Annotated in this window: 16 protein-coding genes; 6 read left to right on the forward strand and 10 right to left on the reverse strand. The window is 38.6% G+C overall.

The window, feature by feature from the left end:
* Positions 1–34 precede the first annotated feature (34 nt).
* On the forward strand, positions 35–367 hold the full coding sequence (locus tag LJY09_RS22380; protein WP_028411630.1) for a hypothetical protein: 333 nt from the start codon (positions 35–37) through the stop codon (positions 365–367).
* Positions 368–518: 151 nt separating this feature from the next.
* Positions 519–1,622 carry a flavodoxin-dependent (E)-4-hydroxy-3-methylbut-2-enyl-diphosphate synthase gene (ispG, locus tag LJY09_RS22385; protein ID WP_201763664.1) on the forward strand — a complete coding sequence of 368 codons (1,104 nt, stop codon included), beginning with the start codon at positions 519–521 and terminating at the stop codon, positions 1,620–1,622.
* Positions 1,623–1,658: 36 nt separating this feature from the next.
* On the opposite strand, the gene LJY09_RS22390 is transcribed toward ispG, so the two are convergent.
* Entirely contained in the window at positions 1,659–2,024 is a 366-nt protein-coding gene (locus LJY09_RS22390; RefSeq protein ID WP_013059205.1) for a G protein-coupled receptor family protein, read from the reverse strand.
* Positions 2,025–2,283: 259 nt separating this feature from the next.
* Here LJY09_RS22390 and LJY09_RS22395 point away from each other — a divergent pair, with 259 nt between their 5' ends.
* Entirely contained in the window at positions 2,284–2,859 is a 576-nt protein-coding gene (locus tag LJY09_RS22395) for a 5' nucleotidase, NT5C type (protein ID WP_034271152.1), read from the forward strand.
* A 30-nt stretch (positions 2,860–2,889) separates the two neighbouring features.
* Here LJY09_RS22395 and LJY09_RS22400 read toward each other — a convergent pair whose 3' ends face one another.
* Genes LJY09_RS22400 through LJY09_RS22410 form a run of 3 tightly spaced genes read right to left on the reverse strand, consistent with a single transcriptional unit; the run spans position 2,890 to position 4,918 of the window.
* Positions 2,890–3,303 (reverse strand): Fur family transcriptional regulator, encoded by a 414-nt coding sequence (locus LJY09_RS22400; protein ID WP_013059207.1) that lies wholly within the window; start codon positions 3,301–3,303, stop codon positions 2,890–2,892.
* Positions 3,300–4,142: a metal ABC transporter permease gene (locus tag LJY09_RS22405; protein ID WP_028411633.1), complete on the reverse strand. Its 843-nt coding sequence runs from the start codon at positions 4,140–4,142 to the stop codon at positions 3,300–3,302. The genes LJY09_RS22400 and LJY09_RS22405 overlap by 4 nt, the downstream gene beginning before the upstream one ends.
* Positions 4,139–4,918: a metal ABC transporter ATP-binding protein gene (locus tag LJY09_RS22410; RefSeq protein WP_028411634.1), complete on the reverse strand. Its 780-nt coding sequence runs from the start codon at positions 4,916–4,918 to the stop codon at positions 4,139–4,141. The genes LJY09_RS22405 and LJY09_RS22410 overlap by 4 nt, the downstream gene beginning before the upstream one ends.
* A gap of 273 nt (positions 4,919–5,191) precedes the next feature.
* Between LJY09_RS22410 and LJY09_RS22415 the strand changes: the two genes are divergently transcribed.
* A complete protein-coding gene (locus LJY09_RS22415; RefSeq protein WP_013059210.1) occupies positions 5,192–5,443 on the forward strand; it encodes a DUF2624 domain-containing protein in 252 nt (83 codons plus the stop codon).
* A gap of 49 nt (positions 5,444–5,492) precedes the next feature.
* Here LJY09_RS22415 and LJY09_RS22420 read toward each other — a convergent pair whose 3' ends face one another.
* Together LJY09_RS22420 and LJY09_RS22425 are read right to left on the reverse strand one after the other, a co-directional pair.
* A complete protein-coding gene (locus tag LJY09_RS22420; protein ID WP_028411635.1) occupies positions 5,493–6,380 on the reverse strand; it encodes a deoxyribonuclease IV in 888 nt (295 codons plus the stop codon).
* A gap of 28 nt (positions 6,381–6,408) precedes the next feature.
* Positions 6,409–7,728 carry a DEAD/DEAH box helicase gene (locus tag LJY09_RS22425; RefSeq protein WP_028411636.1) on the reverse strand — a complete coding sequence of 440 codons (1,320 nt, stop codon included), beginning with the start codon at positions 7,726–7,728 and terminating at the stop codon, positions 6,409–6,411.
* Between the two features lie 176 nt (positions 7,729–7,904).
* Between LJY09_RS22425 and LJY09_RS22430 the strand changes: the two genes are divergently transcribed.
* Together LJY09_RS22430 and LJY09_RS22435 are read left to right on the forward strand one after the other, a co-directional pair.
* Complete coding sequence (locus LJY09_RS22430) at positions 7,905–8,618, forward strand: YqfQ family protein (protein WP_228307431.1); 714 nt, start codon at positions 7,905–7,907, stop codon at positions 8,616–8,618.
* A 128-nt stretch (positions 8,619–8,746) separates the two neighbouring features.
* Positions 8,747–9,697 carry a 4-hydroxy-3-methylbut-2-enyl diphosphate reductase gene (locus tag LJY09_RS22435; protein WP_028411638.1) on the forward strand — a complete coding sequence of 317 codons (951 nt, stop codon included), beginning with the start codon at positions 8,747–8,749 and terminating at the stop codon, positions 9,695–9,697.
* 43 nt (positions 9,698–9,740) lie between these two features.
* Here the strand turns inward: LJY09_RS22435 and LJY09_RS22440 are convergent, their stop codons facing one another.
* From LJY09_RS22440 to LJY09_RS22455, 4 genes are all read right to left on the reverse strand, one after another.
* Positions 9,741–10,862, reverse strand: coding sequence for a Nif3-like dinuclear metal center hexameric protein (locus LJY09_RS22440; protein WP_028411639.1), 1,122 nt, complete (start codon positions 10,860–10,862; stop codon positions 9,741–9,743).
* Positions 10,859–11,563, reverse strand: coding sequence for a tRNA (adenine(22)-N(1))-methyltransferase (locus LJY09_RS22445; RefSeq protein ID WP_028411640.1), 705 nt, complete (start codon positions 11,561–11,563; stop codon positions 10,859–10,861). The genes LJY09_RS22440 and LJY09_RS22445 overlap by 4 nt, the downstream gene beginning before the upstream one ends.
* Positions 11,564–11,732: 169 nt before the next feature.
* Positions 11,733–12,092, reverse strand: coding sequence for a cytochrome c550 (cccA, locus tag LJY09_RS22450; RefSeq protein ID WP_028411641.1), 360 nt, complete (start codon positions 12,090–12,092; stop codon positions 11,733–11,735).
* Positions 12,093–12,223: 131 nt separating this feature from the next.
* Positions 12,224–13,363: an acyl-CoA dehydrogenase family protein gene (locus LJY09_RS22455; protein ID WP_028411642.1), complete on the reverse strand. Its 1,140-nt coding sequence runs from the start codon at positions 13,361–13,363 to the stop codon at positions 12,224–12,226.
* Positions 13,364–13,519: the final 156 nt, after the last annotated feature.

The following is a 13,519-nucleotide window of genomic DNA, read 5'->3' on the forward strand; positions in this document are numbered from 1 at the left end:
TTACACATAAGCAAAAGAATGAAGGAGGAGCATAATGAAAAAGCTATGTGCATTAGCCGCTTTCGCTTTTATCGGATATATTTGTCACTACGACATTAAATACGGGACCATTCCTACTGCGACTGAAGCAGTTCAAGTCAGCAAAGCGCAGCCTGCAGAAACAAAAGCCGCCAGCTCTTCTTCCACCTATACAAAAATAAAAATTAAGCCAGGCGATACAGTTTTGTCCGTCATTGAAGAGCTTACAAAAAAATCGATACCGGTTTCTATGAACCAAATGATTAAAGACTTTAAGAAGTTAAATAACGGTACAGCGCCTGAAGATATTCAAATTGGAAAAACGTATAAGTTCCCTATTTACAAGTAATGACAGCATTCTTCTTGTCAAGATGGGATAGTCATTGTTAAAATAGCTAAGGTAGTACTTTCTACTAGTTATTTTGTTCATAAAGAGTTATTCTATTAATGAATTCAAATTCTTGATTTCATTTTGAAGGAGAGATTATCACGTGAGTGAAATTATACATCGTACAAAAACACGCCCCGTTAAAGTTGGAGATTTAACAATTGGGGGCAGTAACGAATTAGTTATTCAAAGTATGACAACCACTAAAACACATGATGTTGAAGCAACGGTTGCAGAAATTAAACGTTTAGAAGAAGCAGGATGCCAAGTTGTTCGTGTTGCTTGTCCAGATGAGCGCGCAGCAGATGCAATCCCTGAAATTAAAAAACGCATTAACATTCCATTAGTTGTAGATATTCATTTTGACTATCGCTTAGCGTTAAAAGCAATTGAAGGCGGAGCGGATAAAATCCGTATCAACCCAGGTAATATTGGACGCCGTGAAAAAGTGGAAGCTGTTGTAAATGCTGCAAAAGCTAAAAATATTCCAATTCGTATTGGAGTTAACGCCGGTTCACTGGAAAAACGTATTTTAGATAAATACGGCTATCCGACAGCAGATGGCATGGTAGAAAGTGCACTTCATCACATTAAAATTTTAGAAGACCTTGATTTCCATGACATCATCGTTTCAATGAAAGCATCCGATGTTAACTTGGCAATTGAAGCATATGAAAAAGCTGCTCAAGCTTTTGACTACCCTCTTCACTTAGGAATTACAGAATCGGGTACATTATTTGCGGGAACTGTAAAAAGTGCAGCAGGTCTTGGCGCTATTTTGTCTAAAGGAATCGGAAATACATTACGTATTTCTTTAAGTGCGGATCCTGTAGAAGAAGTAAAAGTTGCACGCGAGTTGCTAAAATCATTCGGTTTAGCTTCCAATGCTGCAACGCTTATTTCTTGCCCAACTTGCGGACGTATTGAAATTGATTTAATTAGCATTGCTAATGAAGTTGAAGAGTATATTTCAACTGTAAAAGCACCGATTAAAGTAGCGGTACTTGGCTGCGCTGTGAACGGTCCTGGCGAAGCTCGTGAAGCTGATATCGGGATTGCAGGAGCACGCGGTGAAGGTCTTCTATTCCGCAAAGGTGAAATCGTACGCAAAGTTCCGGAAGAAACAATGGTTGAGGAACTAAAAAAAGAAATTGATAAAATTGCTGCTGAATATCACGCAAAGCAAGAAGCTGAAAAAGCTGCAGCTAAATCATAACCAAAAAAAGCGAGGCGCATATGCGCCTCGCTTTTTTTATGAAAAGAACGGTAATATAAACGTACCGACAATAATCGATACAACTCCGATCCCTATTGCCCATGCTCCTAGCGTAAGTGCTCCTTTTCTGCGTGCGATAAACCCTAGAATAATCCCAGCGGCACCAAGAATAATTGGTAAAAAGAATAGTGAAAGAATCGAAAGCACGAGTGCGAAACGACCGTATCCCGTTCCTTCTCCTCGTCCAGCGACTTCATGATTGCGATTGCGGTCAATATCTATAACTTCACGCTCTGCATGTGGCTCTCCTACTCGGTAAGGAACGCCCACTTCAGCTGCAGTTTCTTCCATGAAATCAGCTTCATATACATCTTTTCTACGCCTTTGTTCTTCATTCTCCATGCTTAATCCCTCGCTTTCGTAAATAAGGAGCATTTATAGTATCTGAATGCGAGAAAAAATTATAAGTGTTAATCTTATACAGCTGCTCATTTTCTTGCAAAAATAGATACCTGCACGATTTCCACACCGTATAATCATCCTTATCTTTTTTCTTAAGGAGTATAAAAAGTATTACTGTTTCTCTTTAGGCTTTATGTTACACTAGACAAGAATAATCAAGCACCTAAGTAGAATAAACGTATTAAAGGAGTGCACGTAGTTGACAAAAAAGTTTGGAATTGACATTGATGGAACTGTTACCTCTCCTGAAACTTTTGTTCCTCATTTAAATAAAGCCTTTAACTTAAATTTAACACTTGAAGATATTACAGAATATGATTTCAGCCCTTTTGTAAATGTATCACCTGCAGAACTCGGGAAATGGTTTAAAGCAAATGAACGCTCTATTTACGAAACCTCTCCACTTGCAGACGATGCAAAAGCGGTTTTGCAAAAGTGGCATCAAAAGCACGAATTATTCTTTATTAGTGCAAGGCACGATCAGCTATTGGACGTCACGGAAGAATGGTTTCAAAAAAATGAGCTATCGTTTCATCACATTGAGTTAGTCGGCTCACATTTTAAAGTTGAGACAGCAAAACGATACGATGTTGATATCTTTTTTGAAGACAAACATGATAATGCTTGTGAAATCAGTGAAGAATGCAATATTCCCGTTATCTTATTTGATACTCCTTATAATCGCTTACCTGTTCCAAAAGGAGTGGTTCGCGTATATAACTGGCTAGAAGCAGATCAGTGGGTAGCCGACTGGTTAAAAGAACAGCAAAAATAAAAAAGAGAGGTGCATAGCACCCTCTCTTTTTTATTGATTACATTCTATACATTGACCGTAAATTTCGAATTTATGGCCTGTAATATTATACCCTCGCAAATCCTCGTCTACATACTCCATCGGACAAGCTTCAATTTCTTTTGTTTTTCCACAATCTAAACAAATGAAGTGGTGATGATGATGAGCAGTTGCACATTTAAATCGAAAGTGCTTTTCGCTCGAAAGCTCCGTCATTTCAAGTACGCCTAACTCCACAAATAATGATAAATTACGGTAGATTGTATCAAAACTTAGACCAGGATAATCAGGCTTCATATATTCTAATACATCTTTTGCCGTTAAGTACTTATTTGATTTTGAAAACAAGGCAAGCATTTCTTCACGTTTTCCTGTATGTTTATATCCTTGATCTTTTAATAAATGAATGGCTTCAGTTAAATTCATTTTTGTTTCCCCTTCCGTCCTTTATTAATCATAATAGATATGATTAAAATAACAACAGCAATGACAACAATTGTACCGCCTGGTGCTAAATCCAAGTAGTACGCTGAAAATAATCCGCCTAAAACAGATATTTCACCAAAAATCACCGAAAGCAGAATCGTTTGTTTAAAGCCTCTAGCTAAGCGAATGCTTGCTGCTACAGGAAGAGTCATAAGCGATGACACCAATAGAATACCGACGATACGCATCGATACAGCAATGACAAGAGCAACCATCACGATAAATAAAAAGTGCATCCACTTCGATTTAATTCCAGAAGCAGAAGCATGCTCCTCGTCAAAAGATAAAATAAATAATTCTTTATATAAGAAAAAGACAATAGCTATTACAAATACGGCTATGACAACAACTGTCCAAAGATCCGAACGACTAACTGCACTCACGCTTCCAAACAAATAATTCATTAAATCATTATTAAAACCGTCTGCCAGCGAGATACAAATTGCACTAATACCAATTCCGCCCGATAAAATAATCGGAATGGCCAGCTCTTGATAGTGCTTGTAGACCCCTCGAAGCTTCTCGATAAAAAGAGCCCCTGTAACGGAAGACACCATTCCTAAATAGACGGGGTTCACTCCTTGCATAAACCCTATTTTCTGACTAAGAAGCAAGCTCGCAGAAATTCCGGCTAGCGTCACGTGACTTAACGCGTCTGCAATTAAAGAAAGACGTCTTACTACGATGAACGTGCCCAATAAAGGAGCTAAGACGCCAATAATCATACCTGTTAAAAATGCATTTCGCAAAAACTCAAATTGAAATAAACTGCTTATCATACGTGCTGCCCTCCATGATGATGATCATGGGTTAACACATGAACATTATGACCATAAAACATAGATACGTCATGTTCACAAAGCTGTTCGAATTCTTTGGCATTCCCATGAAAGTGTAAAAATTTATTTAAACAAGCAACGTGGGTTACTTTTTCCGAGACAGTTCCAATATCGTGAGTAACAAGCACAAGCGTAATTCCTTTTTCTTTATTTAACTTTTCAAGAAGCTCATAAAAAGTGTATACATTTTGTGCATCCACTCCGACCGTAGGCTCATCTAAAATTAACAGCTCGGGCTCACTTACAAGCGCGCGTGCAATAAAAATTCGCTGCTGCTGACCACCGGATAGCTCTCCTATGTTTCGATTTAAAAATTCGCTCATCCCCACTGCTTCTACCGCTTCTTTTACCTTTTGTTTATGAGAAGCATTCATAAAGCGAAACAAACCTAGTTTTGAAGTAAGGCCCGTGGAAACCACTTCAAAAACGGTAGCAGGAAAGCCGCTGTTGAAACTATTCGCTTTTTGCGATACATATCCAATTTTACTTCGTTCTTTAAACCTTCTCTGATCTTTTCCAAATAAACGAATTGAACCTTGAGATGGTTTTTGCAAACCAAGCAAACATTTGATTAGCGTTGATTTCCCAGAACCATTTGGACCAACGAGCCCCAAAAAAGCTCCTTTTGGAATTGAAAAACTTATATCTTCTAATACATTCACTCCATCATATTGAAATGATAAATGATCAATTTCAATGATATCAGGTGTATTCATATGCGCCTCACCATTCTTTTTTTATATTTCTCCATACAAAAGAGGGCACGGTTTCTATCGTATACTCCGTTACCCATTTACTTTCTCAGAATCATTACGATTTAGTCATTAATGTAGTATACAGGATTGTCTTTTATTTGTAAACTAAGCCGTTTCACTCTTTCGCTTTCTTACCCCCGTAGGTTCATCCGACTCAAAATGTTGTTTTATTACACAATATAGTCACATCTTTCTTTTTTATTCATAAACTGTATATGACGAGGAGGTAATCATATGAAAATTGTACAGCAGATTGTCAATAAGAAAGTAAACAATATTACCCCGAAAGAGCTTTTAAAGTATAGCAAACAATACAACATCCCCATTACAGATCAGCAGGCACACACCCTTGTATCTGTCATTAGACAGCAGCCCGTAAATATTTATAACCTTGAAGAGCGCCGAAATTTAATCAAACAAATTGCTCAAGTAACAGATCGTGAAACTGCCAGACGCGTGAACGAATTATTTCAGCAGTTAATGTAAAAGAAGAGGTCATGTCTGTAGACATGACCTCTTTCAATCACATATGAAATTACATAAGCTTTTGTTTTAATTCTGAATCAAAGCTTTGTGCACGAATCATATCAATTTCCAATTGATATGGCGCTTTTTTATTTTTCTTATCTTCTCCTACATAAGGAGTTTCTAGAATTTTAGGAACTTCTTTAAACGCTGGGTGATGAACAATATAATTCAGTGCACCAAATCCGATTTCACCAAACCCAATGTTTTCATGACGGTCTTTTCGAGCACCGCATACATTTTTACTATCATTGATGTGAAGCACTTTAATTCGCTGTATTCCTACGGTTTTGTCAAATTCATTTAATACACCGTCAAAGTCTTGAACGATATCGTAACCAGCATCATGTACGTGACATGTGTCAAAACAAACAGAGAGCTTTTCATTGTGCGTCACACCATCAATAATTTGGGCGATTTCTTCAAAGCTTCTTCCACACTCTGTTCCTTTTCCAGCCATTGTCTCAAGCGCAATTTGAACTTCTTGATCAGCTGTCAACACTTCGTTTAGACCGTTGATAATTTGCTGAATACCAGCATCTGCTCCGGCCCCCACATGAGCCCCTGGATGAAGAACAATTTGCTTTGCGCCAAGAGCATGGGTGCGCTGAATTTCAGACGTTAAGAAATCTACTCCAAGCTCAAATGTTTCGGGCTTTGTTGTATTCCCTAAATTAATGATATAAGGAGCATGTACAACAATATCTTTCATTCCATGCTCTTTCATATGCAAAAGACCAGCTTCAATATTAAGCTCTTCAATCTTTTTGCGACGAGTATTTTGTGGAGCGCCTGTATAGATCATAAACGTATTTGCTCCATAAGAAGCTGCCTCTTCACTTGCTCCTAAAAGCATCTTTTTGCCGCTCATCGATACGTGAGAACCAATTTTCAACATTCTTTTTTACACCTCTAACCTATTGCGATTAACGATTGTTGCGTCTTTCACTACGCTTTTTCTTTTGCACGTACTTTGTAATTTCACGAGCACGTTTTTTCTTATAGCCAGGCTTTACTTTCTTAGGCTTTTGAATAAAGCGATGTGCCTCTTCTCCCACTTCATCCGCTTTCTTCACACGCTTTTTACGGCGGTTACGGTCATCAATAGAAACCCATTCTTGCTTTTGAAGATCTTTGTTTACAAACTCGATTCCCATTTTCTCTAGCTTATTTACTGCATCTTCATCTTCCACATCGAAGATTGTAGCAGCAATTCCAGAATGACCAGCACGAGCTGTACGGCCTACGCGGTGAATGTAGAAATCTAGATCTGAAGGAAGCTCAAAGTTAATAACGTGTGAAATCCCTTCAATATCAATACCGCGAGCTGCTAAATCTGTCGCTACTACGTATTGAAATTCTAAATTATTAATTTGCTTCATCATTTTCTTACGGTCACGAGGAGATAAGTCTCCGTGAATTCTTCCTACTTTTAAGCCTTTAGACAGTAGGTCATCTGCTACTTCGTCCGCCATTTTCTTTGTATTTGTAAAGACGATAGCTAAATAAGGATTATACGAAATAAGCATATCGTGCAGCAGCTTAAACTTGTTACGATGACGTAGTGGAACTAATACATGCTCTAATTTAGCCGCTGCTGCTTGCTTCGGCGAAACATGCGTAAATTTTGGATTTTCCATGTATTTTTTTAAGAATGGCTTTAATTTTTCAGGAATCGTTGCTGAAAAAACAAGCATCTGTAATTTTTCAGGCATGTTGCTTGCCAAACGGTCCACATCTTCTAAAAATCCCATATCAAGCATTAAATCAGCTTCGTCTACTACTAACGCCTTAGTTGTATACACAACTAACGCTTTTTCATTTACTAAATCAAACAAACGAGCCGGTGTTCCTACAACCACTTGAGGCTGTTTCTTTAATTTGTCGATTGTACGCTGCTTATCTGTACCGCCGATAAAACATTTTGCTGAAATTTCTTCTCCTTCAGCACTGTGTTTTGTTAGCTTTAAGACTTCTTGATAAATTTGAGAAGCAAGCTCACGAGTTGGAGCGGTAATTACAACTTGTACTTCTTCTTTTTTATGATCTACCTTTTCAAGTAAAGGCAATAAATAAGCGTGTGTTTTGCCCGTCCCTGTTTGTGACTGACCAATTACACTTTCCCCTTTTAAAACGGAAGGAATTAAGCGCTCTTGAATCTCTGTAGGCTGATAAAAACCTAATTGTTTAATTGCTTCTATTAAAAATGGTTGAAACTCAAAACGTTCAAAGTTTGTTTTTTCCATAATAGTCTCCTTTTTTACATTCACGTTCATCTTTTAAGGCACAATATATGATTATAATCGATTTTTCCTTCTGTGACTACTTCTCATTCATATTACTAAAACTTATTACCTGTTTCAAAAACATTTTATCGCGAGTTGCATACGATAGTAAAAGAAAATCTACTTTACTAAAGGAGGTGCGTCCTTTGCTACAGCGAAGACCACCATTTCCACCCGGTATGCAAAGAAGAATGATGCCAGGAATGCCACCGCAAAACGGTTTTGGGCAACAACCTGGTAACTTTGGCCAATTTAATCCATTACAGCAGTTTCGTAACTTTGCCCAGCAAACAAATGCTCAACAATCATTTTACCCGAATCAGCAAGGCCTGAACCGTGGAGGAGGTAACTTCTTAACTCGCCTATTCCGAAGAGGCGGGAATAGAAACATCCCCTTTCAACAAGCAGCAGCTGCTGCTCCTCAAGGTTCTTTGTTTTCAGGCCTTTCAGGAGCCCAAGGTGCTGCAGGAGCGACCAACTCTTCTTCCCTGCTTGGAGGTTTGCAAGGTTTAACGAACCCTGCTAACTTAAGCTCCATGATGGGAAATGTTCAACGAGTATTAAAAGCTGCGGAAACGATGGGACCTATGATTCAACAATACGGACCTCTTGTCAAAAATGCTCCTTCTCTATGGAAAATCTATCAGGCCCTGCGCTCAAGTGATGATACAGATGAAGTACTCGAAGCAGAAGGAACAGAGGTTGCTGAAACTGATGAAAGCAAAGACAGTAAGGTTTTGTCAACAGGCGCAGAAAGCACGGATTCATCTGATGATGAGCTGGATTTCTTCGAAGAAGAAATTGAACTTTCCTCTAGAGATCGAGTGTCTAAACCAAAACTTTATATTTGATAAATCTGCTAGTTCCGTAAGCAAAGACAGTAAGTAAAAAAAGAATATCTTTGTATTCTTCCTTCCTCTTTTATATAATAGAAGCGAGTTGAATTGCTCGTCAGGATTATGATGAGGAGGAAATTGAAATGAAAGTTATTAAAATCGCACCGCGCGGCTATTGTTATGGTGTAGTAGACGCAATGGTCATTGCACGAAACGCCGCTTTAGATAAATCATTGCCTCGACCAATCTATATCTTAGGAATGATTGTTCATAATAAACACGTTACAGATGCGTTTGAAGAGGACGGCATTATCACACTGGACGGTGCTAATCGCCTAGAAATCTTAGACCAAATAAATGAAGGAACCGTTATTTTTACGGCGCACGGAGTATCTCCAGAAGTAAAAGAACGAGCAAAAGAAAAAGGTTTAACAACAATCGATGCTACATGTCCGGATGTTACAAAAACCCACGACCTTATTCGCCAAAAAGAAAAAGAAGGTTATGACGTTATTTATATCGGAAAAAGAAATCATCCTGAGCCAGAAGGTGCACTTGGCATCGCACCAGATATCGTTCATTTAATTGAGAAAGCAGAAGACGTAGCCCATTTAAATATTCAACGTGAAAAAGTCATTGTAACCAATCAGACAACAATGAGTCAGTGGGACGTTGCAGATGTAATGGAAAAAGTAAAAGAAAAATATCCGCACGCTGAAGTTCACAAGGAAATTTGTTTAGCTACACAAGTTCGCCAAGAAGCTGTAGCTGAGCAAGCAGGTGAAGCAGATGTTACAATCGTAGTAGGAGATCCTAAAAGTAACAATTCAAACCGTTTAGCTCAAGTATCAATGGAGATTGCCGGCACTGAGGCATATCGCATCGGTGACATCTCAGAGCTTCAGATCGAATGGTTGATGAACGCGAAAACCGTAGCTGTTACGGCAGGCGCATCTACCCCTACTCCAATCACAAAAGAGGTCATCAATTTTCTAGATCAGTTCGATCCGGAAGATGAAACAACATGGACACGTGAAAAAAGTGTGCCTCTTTCGAAAATTTTACCAAAAGTTCGAACAAAAAAATCGTCTTAATAGACGCAAAAGAAGGTGTTGACATTCGTCAACACCTTCTTTGTTACCTAAACGTAAATGGGTTTGTGTCTACTTTTGAATCAAATACTTCACACTCAAAGTTTTTCGCTTCAAAAAGACTGTTTAATACGCGTGTTACACCTTGTCTCATGACTTTTTCAACATGATGACCAGGATCTACAACGTTTAATCCCATTGCCATTGCATCATGCGCAACGTGGAAATACAAATCACCTGTTACATAGGCATCTGCTCCGCTAAATTTTGCGTTTGTAATATATTTGTTTCCGTCTCCGCCAAGAACAGCTACTTTTTTCACAGTGGCATCCATAGACCCTACTACTCTGACACCATCTACATCCAATGCTTGTTTAACGTGATCGGCAAACTGTTTTAACGTCATCTCTTCTTTTAACTTACCAACTCGTCCAAGTCCAAGCGTTTCGCCCGTTTGTTCCACTGGATAAATGTCATAGGCTACTTCTTCGTAAGGATGAGCACTGAGCATGGCACGAATAATTTTATTTTGTTGACCCGCTTCAAAAATAGTTTCAACTTTTGTTTCATTGACACGTTCTAGCTCTCCTTTTGAGCCAATGTATGGATTGGCTTCTGAAGAAGGTTTAAATGTGCCTTCGCCTTCTGTTGAAAACGTACAGTCGCTGTAAAGGCCAACATGTCCAGCTCCCGCATCACAAATAGCTGTGCGCACTGCTTCAGCGTCATTTAAAGGAACAAATACAGCTAGCTTTTTCAATTGAATCGACGTTGTTGGAACCAGCACTTTTGTCTCTTGTAGCCCCAACGCTTCGGCTAACAAGTCATTTACTCCGCCTTTAGCTATATCTAAGTTTGTATGAGCAGCATATACGGCAATATCATGCTTAATGCATTTCTCTAAAATACGCCCTTCAGGACGATCTGTAACCACTTGTTTTAGTGGTCTAAAAATAGGAGGATGGTGAGCAATAATTAAATCCACTTGTTTTTCAATTGCTTCGTCTACGACCGTTTCAAGAACATCTAACGTTACCATTACTTTTTTTACAGGCTTGTTTAACGTTCCAATCTGTAAACCAATTTTATCTCCTTCAACCGCTAAATGCTTGGGAGAAAATGATTCAAATGCCTCAATTACTTGAAATCCGTTAGGGATTTTACTCATTTTAACGCCTCCTCAATTAATGAGATGTCTTGGGTAAGTTTTTGAAGTTTTGCTTTGCTTTCCTCTGACTGAGCCTGTTCCATTTGACTGACAATTTGTTTAAGATGATTTAGTTCATGCGTCCACTTTGTCATAAAAGCAGAAGAGCGCTTTTCTTTTAAAATAGGGCCCATTAACACACCGGCTTCCACTTCCCCGTTATACGGAGCTAAAGGGTTTCCAGGTTCAGCGACGATGACTTCATACATACGACCGTCTTCTTCGATGATTTTTTCATCAATGATTTCCCAGTTGTGTTGAATCAGCCAGCTGCGAATATGATGTGAACCAATATTCGGCTGAAGCACAAGTCTTTTTACTCCTTCTAATTTTGCCTTTCCTTCTTCTAAAATCATCGTAATAAGCGTTCCGCCCATTCCGCAGATTGTAATACAGTCTACTTCATTCGGTGATATTACTTCTAGGCCGTTTCCTTTTCGAACATCAATAACATCCGTTAAGCTTGTTTTTTTCACCTGCTGAATAGCCGATTGCAGGGGACCTTCTGTAATTTCACCTGCTACAGCGCCGCTAATATATCCATTTAAATAAGCAAAACATGGCAAATACGCATGATCTGAGCCAATGTCTGCTATCTTTGCTCCCAAAGGAATCGACTTTACTACTTCTTCAAGTCTTGTTGATAAGTTTAATTCATTCATTTTGTCACCTATTCTCTATGTGATTACTGTTCATTATTTTAACATAGATAGTTGCATGATTCCTATTTCTCTTCATGTTTTCCTTCTAGCTGAATGCGTATAAAAAAATCATAAAAAAAAAGCCTGCTTTATAAATGAGCGGCTTTCCAGAAAATCATGTTTCTGAACTCTATTTAATTTCGGATACCCATTTAGCCATTTCCTTCGCTTTTTCCGGTGGAACCAGCCCGGCCGGCATGTTTCCTTTACCGTTTACAACAATATTTGCAATTTCGTCTTGAGAAACTTTTTTCCCAATTCCTTTTAACGAAGGACCTACTCCACCTTGATACTGATCACCGTGACAACCAATACAAGTTTTTTGATAAATTTCTTCTGGTTTAGCTGAAGCCTGCTGTTCCGCGCCACCGCCTTCTTTTTCAGCCGCGATTTCTTTTGCATTGTTCAATCCGTTGAACGAAAGCGTTAACATTAAAGCAATCCCGATTACCGCAATTAATAAAAATGGTATTAGCGGATTTCGCTTCACTCACTATACCCCCTTTATGTATTCCCATCCCTAGAAATAACAAAATAGTATAAGCACTTTTATTTTACTTGAAAATGCTCATAAGTGAAAGGGTTTTATTTACATAATTAACTAATTTCTTATTACTTATCTTAACAGCCAATTTGCCTTGCAATAACAGAGCGCTGAATTTCCGAAGTTCCTTCTCCAATTTCTAAAAGCTTGGCATCCCGTAAATACCGCTCCACGTGATACTCTTTCATGTAGCCGTATCCTCCATGAATCTGCACAGCTTGACTGGCTACTTCCATACAAATTTCAGAAGCATACAGTTTACACATAGCTGCTTCTTTCGTAAATGGCTTTCCTTGGTCTTTTAACCACGCTGCTTTATACACCATATTTCTTGCTAACTCAATTTTCATGGCCATATCAGCTAATTTAAACTGAATCGCTTGAAACGATGAAATAGCTTTCCCAAACTGCTTTCTTTCCTGCGCATATGACAGTGCTTTTTCATAAGCCGCTTGAGCGATTCCAACGGCCATTGCCCCAATTCCAATTCTTCCCCCGTCAAGCGTCATTAGAAATTGTTTGAATCCTTCTCCTCTTACACCGAGTAAATTCTCTTCAGGCACTTCAACATCCTCTAAAACGAGTTCAGTTGTATTTGAAGCATGTAGACCCATTTTCTCGTAATTGTCTATTACAGTAAAACCTCGAGCTTCTGTAGGCACGATAATAGCTGAAATTTCTTTTTTACCTTCTGTACGGTTTGTAACAGCTGTTAAAGCTAAAAACTTTGCATAGCTGGCATTCGTAATATAGCATTTACTTCCATTAATCCTAAATGTTCCATCCTTCAACACTGCTTCGGTCTCCGTTCCCCCCGCGTCACTTCCTGCGTTCGGTTCGGTTAAACCAAACGCTCCAAAAGATTCCCCGGAGCATAAAGCAGGTAGGTACTGTTCTTTTTGCTCCTTTGTTCCGAATAAATAAATAGGTGCCCCCCCGAGCGAAACATGAGCTGAGTATGTAATTCCTGTAGAGCCACAAGCTTTACTTAACTCCTCTACGACAATAGCAAAACTAACCGTATCTGCGCCTCCGCCACCATACTCTTCAGGAAAAGGAAGGCCCATTACACCAAGCTCACTTAACTTTTTAAAAACATCAAGCGGAAATTGCTTACTTCGATCGCGCTCTAGTGCATTTGGTGCTACCTCAGCTTCTGAAAATTCTCTCAGCGTCCGTTGAATCATCTTTTGTTCATTGGTTAATTCATAATTCATTTTTATTCCCCCTAAAAATGTATACGCTTACATTATCTAATTATAATTCATTTTTGTAAATTTTCTCAACTTTTAAAACGTTTTAATTTTTTCATGTTATAATAGAGGAGTATTCATCAATGCAAGAATAAAATGAGAGCGATTCCATTTTTTTTC

Origin of the sequence: Priestia sp. J2 (genome assembly GCF_020790095.1) — a bacterium.
Classification (GTDB): domain Bacteria; phylum Bacillota; class Bacilli; order Bacillales; family Bacillaceae_H; genus Priestia; species Priestia zanthoxyli.

Excerpts from the sequence above, each read along its gene's own strand:
- LJY09_RS22380 (WP_028411630.1), top strand. The coding sequence starts at position 35 with ATGAAAAAGCTATGTGCATTAGCCGCTTTCGCTTTTATCGGATATATT.
- LJY09_RS22390 (WP_013059205.1), bottom strand. The coding sequence starts at position 2,024 with ATGGAGAATGAAGAACAAAGGCGTAGAAAAGATGTATATGAAGCTGAT.
- LJY09_RS22400 (WP_013059207.1), bottom strand. The coding sequence starts at position 3,303 with ATGAATTTAACTGAAGCCATTCATTTATTAAAAGATCAAGGATATAAA.
- LJY09_RS22405 (WP_028411633.1), bottom strand. The coding sequence starts at position 4,142 with ATGATAAGCAGTTTATTTCAATTTGAGTTTTTGCGAAATGCATTTTTA.
- LJY09_RS22410 (WP_028411634.1), bottom strand. The coding sequence starts at position 4,918 with ATGAATACACCTGATATCATTGAAATTGATCATTTATCATTTCAATAT.
- LJY09_RS22415 (WP_013059210.1), top strand. The coding sequence starts at position 5,192 with ATGAAAATTGTACAGCAGATTGTCAATAAGAAAGTAAACAATATTACC.
- LJY09_RS22420 (WP_028411635.1), bottom strand. The coding sequence starts at position 6,380 with ATGTTGAAAATTGGTTCTCACGTATCGATGAGCGGCAAAAAGATGCTT.
- LJY09_RS22425 (WP_028411636.1), bottom strand. The coding sequence starts at position 7,728 with ATGGAAAAAACAAACTTTGAACGTTTTGAGTTTCAACCATTTTTAATA.
- LJY09_RS22435 (WP_028411638.1), top strand. The coding sequence starts at position 8,747 with ATGAAAGTTATTAAAATCGCACCGCGCGGCTATTGTTATGGTGTAGTA.
- LJY09_RS22440 (WP_028411639.1), bottom strand. The coding sequence starts at position 10,862 with ATGAGTAAAATCCCTAACGGATTTCAAGTAATTGAGGCATTTGAATCA.
- LJY09_RS22445 (WP_028411640.1), bottom strand. The coding sequence starts at position 11,563 with ATGAATGAATTAAACTTATCAACAAGACTTGAAGAAGTAGTAAAGTCG.
- LJY09_RS22455 (WP_028411642.1), bottom strand. The coding sequence starts at position 13,363 with ATGAATTATGAATTAACCAATGAACAAAAGATGATTCAACGGACGCTG.